The organism is Membranihabitans maritimus (assembly GCF_021729145.1).
Lineage (GTDB): Bacteria > Bacteroidota > Bacteroidia > Chitinophagales > Saprospiraceae > Membranihabitans > Membranihabitans maritimus.
Genome location: NZ_JAJSLW010000005.1, coordinates 323150 through 329745, shown reverse-complemented (window position 1 = coordinate 329745; position 6596 = coordinate 323150). Strand labels below are relative to the sequence as shown.

At 37.7% G+C, this 6596-nt stretch carries 6 protein-coding genes; 4 read left to right on the top strand and 2 right to left on the bottom strand.

From position 1 onward, the window contains the following. Positions 1–219: 219 nt before the first annotated feature. Positions 220–474 (bottom strand): RNA-binding regulator, encoded by a 255-nt coding sequence (gene rbp, locus LVD47_RS08245; RefSeq protein ID WP_236975190.1) that lies wholly within the window; start codon positions 472–474, stop codon positions 220–222. A gap of 196 nt (positions 475–670) precedes the next feature. Between rbp and LVD47_RS08240 the strand changes: the two genes are divergently transcribed. After that, positions 671–1312, top strand: coding sequence for a thioredoxin domain-containing protein (locus LVD47_RS08240; RefSeq protein ID WP_236975189.1), 642 nt, complete (start codon positions 671–673; stop codon positions 1310–1312). A 605-nt stretch (positions 1313–1917) separates the two neighbouring features. On the opposite strand, the gene acnA is transcribed toward LVD47_RS08240, so the two are convergent. Further along, positions 1918–4644 (bottom strand): aconitate hydratase AcnA, encoded by a 2727-nt coding sequence (gene acnA, locus LVD47_RS08235; RefSeq protein WP_236975188.1) that lies wholly within the window; start codon positions 4642–4644, stop codon positions 1918–1920. A 244-nt stretch (positions 4645–4888) separates the two neighbouring features. Between acnA and pnuC the strand changes: the two genes are divergently transcribed. From pnuC to LVD47_RS08220, 3 genes are read left to right on the top strand one after another with little or no spacing between them, the layout of a single operon-like run. After that, positions 4889–5464: a nicotinamide riboside transporter PnuC gene (gene pnuC, locus LVD47_RS08230; protein WP_236975186.1), complete on the top strand. Its 576-nt coding sequence runs from the start codon at positions 4889–4891 to the stop codon at positions 5462–5464. Continuing rightward, on the top strand, positions 5431–5973 hold the full coding sequence (locus tag LVD47_RS08225; protein ID WP_236975184.1) for an AAA family ATPase: 543 nt from the start codon (positions 5431–5433) through the stop codon (positions 5971–5973). The genes pnuC and LVD47_RS08225 overlap by 34 nt, the downstream gene beginning before the upstream one ends. 25 nt (positions 5974–5998) lie before the next feature. Further along, entirely contained in the window at positions 5999–6571 is a 573-nt protein-coding gene (locus LVD47_RS08220; protein WP_236975182.1) for an NUDIX domain-containing protein, read from the top strand. Positions 6572–6596: the final 25 nt, after the last annotated feature.

Here is a 6596-nt window from a genome sequence, read left to right as displayed (position 1 = left end):
TAACTTCACAACACTTCAATCTCAACTATCTATATTGTTAATCAACTTATATGTTAATTTCTTCTTCGTCCGTATGCGAAAGGATACGGGATTCGATGATGAGGTCCGCCATTTTACTCCTCAGAAAATAAACAAAATTAATCTACATGAATAAAAAAAACTCCGAAAACAAATAGTTTCCGGAGTCCAATTATTTACTTTAAATATCCGTTTGGTTATTTACCAAGATGAATTTTTCGGCTTTGCTTTCTTTACAACAATTCTACGTCCGTGGACTTCGCTGTCATTTAATTCTTCAATAGCAGTTGTCGCTTCCTGGTTATCATCCATTTCCACGAATCCGAAACCTTTCGAACGTCCTGTAAATTTATCGAAAATAATTTTAGCAGATGAAACACTGCCGTAATCTTCAAACAAGTCTTGAAGATCTTCATTGGTCATGCCATAATCTAAACTGGCTACAAAAATGTTCATAAAAAATATATTAAAATAATAAAATCAACTTATCACAACCGGAAACAACTTATGAATGGGAAATTACATCTCACATATAGAAATTTTCAGATGCTTGTGCAAATATAATTAAATCATTTCATATTTAATCAATTAATAATTATTTTTTCCTGTGAACAGAATTATTATTGATTTTGTTATACTTAAAATTAAGTAAATGGAATTAATATATGTGACAGATCCCCTCTGTATGTGGAGCCATGCGTTTAGCCCTGTGTTGAAAAAATTCGTAGAAAGGCATGAAAATGAATTTTTTACGAGTGTAGTGTGTAGTGGGATGGTTAGAGGGGATTTGGTAACAAGTATGGCCACACAATCTGATAAGCTTTGGAATGCGGCCCAGGCGATTGAAAAAAAATCAGGAATGTCATTTGGAGATAAATTTTATAAAAATCTCCATAGAGACGATATTTATTTAAACTCAGTTCCGGGATCTACTGCTGTAAATGGTATAAAACAATTAGATAAAGAAAACGCATTGGCATTTTCAATGGATATTTCAAACCGTATTTTTCAACAAGGTATTTCGCCTGACGACAAGAATGCAATAGCGAATATAATGGAACACTATAATTTTAATTATAATGACAGTATAAATTATCTTAATAGTGATAATGGAAAATATATCGCCTTCCAGGACTTTCAGTGGTTTGAAGCTGCAAACTTGAGAGGTACTCCGGTTTTAATACTGGATGTAAATGGTGAATTGGTTCAATTAAATCAGGGATATATTACACTGGATAAACTGGAGCAAGTCTATGATGAAGTAACCCGGAAGTTTGATTTTAGCATGAACTAAGTTGAAATAGTTAATTAGCCTGCTATGAGAATAGAGGTATCAGTACCGTAGTACTGGCGAAGTATTCCATTAAATAGGCCGGATTAGGAAGTTGATACCTATGAGTACGAAGTTATGCGGAAATATCCCAGCGAGAAAAAAAGGTGTAATATGTGAGAGGAAATACCCATTTCCTTTTCTCATGGGCACCCCGGACTATTAACGAAGGGATTTGGATGAAAACTACGTAGAATTCAATTACGAGATTTATAGAATGGTAGAAACTGTCAAATCCTTCACCTGCTCATAAATATAAATATTGCTATAGTTGGAATGAAGTCCGTGAGGTTAAATTATGGTACTAAACAAGAAAAGAGCCCAAAAGACCTCGTCCGTGCACGTATGTACCAAACTTTGGAAAACAGGAGGATGTTGCCTTATATTTCAATCCGAATTTACTCTAATATTATCGGATCAGATACTAATGGATTGAATCATAGATGGATGTAGGTAGCGGGATAACCTTGCTTTGGGATTAAAAAAATATGGAAATTAAACCCGTTGAGTAAAAAAAAACCGCCACAGTAAATTTACTGCGGCGGTTTTGTAAGATTTGGAATATTTATTTAGTTATTCTTCAAAAACTGTCTAAGTACGTAGTGCAGAATTCCTCCGTTTACATAATACTCGATTTCAATTCCTGAATCTAACCTACAAACTGCTTTAAACTCTATAGTCGAACCATCTGATTTAGTCGCTTTTACTGTTAGGACCTTACCAGGTTCCAATCCCTCCGAAATGCCGGAGATGTCAAAAGTTTCAGTTCCGTCAAGTCCCAGGGATTCCGAAGTTTTTCCCGATTCAAACTCCAGGGGAAGAACTCCCATTCCTACGAGATTACTTCTGTGTATCCTTTCATAACTTTCAGCAATGACGGCTTTAATACCGAGCAAAGTAGTGCCCTTTGCCGCCCAATCACGAGACGAACCGCTACCGTATTCTTTTCCCGCAAGAACCACCAATGGAGTATCCGTTTTGGCATATTCTTGTGCAGCATCATAAACAGGCATAATAATGTCCTGCGGAAGGTAATTGGTATACCCGCCTTCTTTTGGAGATAATTGGTTTTTAATACGGACATTAGCAAAGGTTCCACGCATCATCACTTCGTGATTTCCTCGTCTGGAACCGTATGAATTGAACATTGCACGTCCTACACCATTGTCAGTAAGATATTGTCCAGCCGGGGAATCTGTAGCAAAAGAACCCGCCGGAGAAATATGATCGGTGGTTACGGAATCACCCAATTTAAGTAACACTCTTGCACCGTTAATATCTTTTGCCTCTTCCGGATCATCACTTATATCCTGGAAAAATGGTGCTTCTTTGATATAAGTTGATTCATCAGACCAGGCATAGTTCTCTCCTTCCGGTGCTTCCAATGACTTCCATTGTTCTTCTCCATCAAAAATAACGCTATAGGCTTTTTCAAAGTCTTCAGGTTTCAATGCTTCAAGCATAATATCATTGATTTCTTCCTGCGTAGGCCAGATATCTTTCATGAATACTTCCTGTCCGTTTGGATCATAACCAATGGGTTCTTCGAATAAGTTGATATCAGTTCTCCCAGCCAGTGCATACACTACTACGAGCATGGGTGACGCCAGAAAATTCATTTTTACTTTAGGATGAACTCTGGCCTCGAAGTTTCTGTTCCCGGACAATACTGAAGAAACAACCAGTTCCCCTTTGGTCACTGCTTCGTCAATATGGGGAGGTAGTGGACCTGAATTTCCAATACAAGAAGTACATCCATATCCCACCGTATGGAATCTCAAAGCCTCCAGGTCCGGAAGCAAACCGGATCTTTCCAAATAGTCAGTTACTACTTTTGATCCGGGAGCCAGCGAAGTCTTTACCCATGGTTTTACGTCCAATCCTTTCTCGACTGCCTTTCTGGCCACCAAACCTGCTCCAATCATTACACTGGGATTTGAAGTGTTCGTACAGGAAGTAATAGCTGCAATAACAATTGAACCATCACTTAATGTAAATTCTTCGTTGTTCTTTTTGATTTTAACCGTTTTAAGTGAATTTTCTTTCATTACGACGGTATTAGGATCATCATGAGCCGAACTCCAGGTAAATTGAGTACCTGACCCCCCTTCTGACAGCCATGCACACTCGGTTCGTTCACTTGCAGGAATATACTGTCGTTTAAATTCATCTTTCAGTAAGTGGCCAAACTTTTCTTTAAGATCTTTTACAAAAATCTTATCCTGAGGTCTTTTAGGACCAGATACTGCTGGCTCTATACTTGACAGGTCCAACTCTACTACATCAGAATATGTTATTTCTTCATTACCTGTTCTCCAAAGCATATTGGATTTGCAGTATTCCTCCACCAGGTCAATGTGTTCCTGTGACCGGTTGGTACGCTTCATATAGTCCAGTGTCTGGCCGTCGATCGGGAAGTACGTAACAGTACATCCAAACTCAGGAGACATATTCGATATTGTAGCTCGGTCAGGTACGGTAAGATGATCCAACCCTTCACCGAAAACTTCAACAAACTTACCCACGACACCATATTCTCTAAGTAACTGGGTAATTCCCAATACCATATCTGTCGCTGTCGTTCCTTTGGGTAGTTTCCCTTTTAATTTCAACCCAATTACCTGAGGACAGGTAAAGTAGATAGGTTGACCCAGTATAGCAGCTTCAGCTTCTATACCTCCTACACCCCAACCTACAACTCCGATGCCATTGACCATAGGGGTGTGAGAATCAGTTCCTACAAGAGTATCCGGAAATGCCCAACCCTCTCTTTCAATTACGCCCTGCGCCAGATACTCGAGGTTAACCTGATGGCAAATTCCCATGCCCGGAGGCACAACGGTAAAATTGTCAAACGCTTGCTGCCCCCATTTCAATAATTGATAGCGTTCTTTATTCCTGTTATATTCGTATTCAACATTTTTTGAATAGGCATACGAAGTACCAAAAAAGTCTACCTGAACACTATGATCAACTACCAGGTCTACAGGAATAGCGGGATTGATTTTGCTACCGTCTTTTCCTTTGCGAATCACTTCCGAACGAATAGAAGCTACATCAACTACCGCAGGAACACCTGTAAAATCCTGCATCAGTACCCGGGCCGGTTTATATGGTACTTCATTCGTGGTTCCGGCAGGATTCCAATTTCTCAGGGTATCCAGATGTTGATCGTTTATCGCAAAACCATCGTGATTTCTGATGACATTCTCCAATAATATCCTAATGGAAAACGGGAGTTTGTCGACTTGTCCATTTTCGTTGTGTTCTTTTAAAGATGCAATTTTGTAACTCATACACTGTATTTAATAACTTAAAATTTTTCGTAATATGTACTACGAAATTTTACTTGATTTGTAAAGCGGTGAATATAATAATTTTTGATATGTTTCAATATCAAATATGTTAAATTAGAACTATACTAAATAGTGGCCTTAATATAAGAAAAATAAGGTGATTTATGGTATGATTTTATGTTGATATTATAAGTATTTCACTTTATATTCGATGCTTTTCTAGCTACAAAATAATTGACGGTCAATGCTTGAATATATTGGGGTAATTACAGGTTTTATCTGCGTTTGGTTAGCAGCAAGAAATAGTCTTTGGAATTTCCCCATCGCTATTATAAGTGTCATAATATATATCTTCATTTTTTATGAAGCTAAATTATATGCGGATATGGGGCTCCAATTTTATTTTTTAGGGATGTCCATATATGGGTGGTACTATTGGATTAACAGAAGGGGAGATGATCAATTGGTCAGGCCTGTAAGGAGAATTAACAAATTGGAAGTCGCTATCGGATTACTGGCAATAATTATTTTCACTTCGGGTTTTGGATTTTTTTTACAACAAAGCACAGATGCACATTTCCCGTATCTGGATAGTTTTTGCACCTCCTGTAGCCTGGTTGCACAGTTTTATTTATCTCGAAGAATCCTTGAAAATTGGTTACTTTGGGTCTTTGTTGATATAGTTTATGTCTATTTATATATAAGCAAAGGATTGTACCCCACAACTATTTTATATGCTGTATACATCGGTGTAGCTATTTTTGGATATTTGGAATGGAGAAAAAATTGGAAAAAAAATTACAAAAAGTCGCTGTCGTAGGTCCCGAATCAACGGGTAAATCCACTACAACCCAGTGGTTGGCGAATAGTTTTAATACCCTATGGGTACCGGAATATGCAAGATATTACTGTGAAACGCTTCAAAGAGAATATACCCTGCAGGACGAACTCAATATGTTTTTTGGCCAAATTGCTTTGGAAGACAGTATCCTTTCGATTTCAAAGGACCGAAAATTTATTTTTTGTGATACTACCTTTATAACTATCAAAATCTGGTCAGATTATTTGTTTGGTTTTACCCCGAAGCCGGTAGTTGATGAATTGTCTATCCGTACGTATGATTATTATTTATTAATGGATATCGATATGCCCTGGGAAGATGACCCACTCCGGGATTTCCCGGATAAAAGAGAATATTTTTTCGATGTCTGGAAGCAGGAACTTAATAAGTTAAATGCGAATTATACAATCATTAGCGGAATGGGAGCGGAGAGAAATAAGTTTGCAGAAAGCGCAGTACTCGAATTTTTACATACAACTGGAATATAAGTCCTGAGTTATCGTTTTAATGGGTATGAAGATAGAAATCCTTGATACAGATATTCTTTTCGATGATTTTTTGAAATTGGAAAGAATTACATTGAAGCATGAATTATTCGACGGAACCATGTCCAGTACAATGGAGAGATTGGTCATCCCCCAAAATGATGCGATAGGTGTATTGCTATACGATCCCGATGAAGATACATTAATACTAGTTGATCAATTTAGACTACCTGCTCATTACAAAGGCCATGACATAGTTACTGAGATCGTGGCAGGAATAGTAGAAGATGGCGAAAATGTGGAGGATGCCCTGCAGCGTGAAGTTCTGGAAGAATCGGGCTATTCAATTAACAATTGGGACTTTATTATGGAGTTTTACTCTTCACCCGGCTTCTGTTCTGAGAGAATCCTTTTGTACTACGCGGAAGTTAGTCGAGAAGATAAGAGTGAGAATGGGGGTGGGGTAGAAGAAGAGAATGAACATCTTTTAGTCAGGGAATTTGCACCTGAAGATCTTTTTGAACAAGTAAAAAGTAATAAAATCGTTGATGCGAAAACGATTATAGCACTTCAATGGTTTGAATTAAAATACCGAAAATAAAGAATAGTTTATATATTAGCTTTTA

Coding starts and splice junctions, on each gene's coding strand:
- LVD47_RS08220 (WP_236975182.1), top strand. CDS start 5,999: ATGAAGATAGAAATCCTTGATACAGATATTCTTTTCGATGATTTTTTG.
- rbp (WP_236975190.1), bottom strand. CDS start 474: ATGAACATTTTTGTAGCCAGTTTAGATTATGGCATGACCAATGAAGAT.
- LVD47_RS08240 (WP_236975189.1), top strand. CDS start 671: ATGGAATTAATATATGTGACAGATCCCCTCTGTATGTGGAGCCATGCG.
- pnuC (WP_236975186.1), top strand. CDS start 4,889: ATGCTTGAATATATTGGGGTAATTACAGGTTTTATCTGCGTTTGGTTA.
- acnA (WP_236975188.1), bottom strand. CDS start 4,644: ATGAGTTACAAAATTGCATCTTTAAAAGAACACAACGAAAATGGACAA.